Below are 853 nucleotides of genomic sequence, written 5' to 3'. Positions count from 1 at the left end.
TTCATATTCATTTCGGTTCTGTCAGATGGATGTGGCAGGCGGGGCAGTGTGCTGGTAGTTGGCTGAGATGAGCCGCAGATCGAGGGCGAAGCCCGCCAGTCCGTTTCGGTATTTCCATTCGGCACCCGAGCTGATCCGCGAAGTGGTCATGCTGTATGTGCGGTTCCCGCTGTCGTTGCGGAACGTGGAAGATATGCTTTTCGAGCGCGGCTATGATCTTTGTCACGAGACGGTACGTTTGTGGTGGAACCGGTTTGGGCCGATGTTCGCCGCCGAGATCAGGCGTCGGCGCGTAAGCCATATGCGGGGTTTCGCCACTGGCGATGGCATCTTGATGAGATGTACGTGAAGCTGAATGGGGAGATGGTTTACCTGTGGCGCGCGGTCGATCACGAGGGCGAGATCCTCGAAAGCTACATCACCAGGACACGGGACAAGCAGGCAGCACTTGCGTTCATGAAGAAGACTCTGAAGCGGCACGGTGCGCCTGCTCAAATCGTGACCGACGGTCTGAAATCGTACAAGGCGGCGATGACCGAACTTGGCAACGAGCAGAAGCAGGAGGTTGGCCGCCACCTCAATAACCGGGCGGAAAACTCGCACCTTCCGTTCCGACGACGGGAGCGGGCAATGCTTAGATTCAGGCGAATGAAGACGCTACAAAAATTCGCCTCGGTCCATGCCAATGTCAGCAATCACTTCAACCACGAACGCCACATCGTCGACCGTCAAACCTTCAAAGAGCGCCGCTCAGCGGCGCTTGCCGAGTGGCGTCAGATCGCAAGCTAATCCGCCATCTTCAAAGATTGATCTCCATCGTGGGGAGACGAGTTCGCATCCGACTGACAGCTCC

The 853-nt window shown here is 57.0% G+C and carries 1 pseudogene; it reads left to right on the top strand.

Annotated features, from left to right (window positions below):
* Positions 1–67 precede the first annotated feature (67 nt).
* Positions 68–789, top strand: a pseudogene (locus ACM9ME_RS15420) (IS6 family transposase).
* Positions 790–853: the final 64 nt, after the last annotated feature.

Origin of the sequence: Sphingomonas antarctica (genome assembly GCF_965137005.1) — a bacterium.
In the GTDB taxonomy this organism is placed as follows: domain Bacteria; phylum Pseudomonadota; class Alphaproteobacteria; order Sphingomonadales; family Sphingomonadaceae; genus Sphingomonas_O; species Sphingomonas_O antarctica.
Note: the sequence above shows the minus strand (reverse complement) of the source record. Positions and strands in the feature narration are given on the sequence as shown.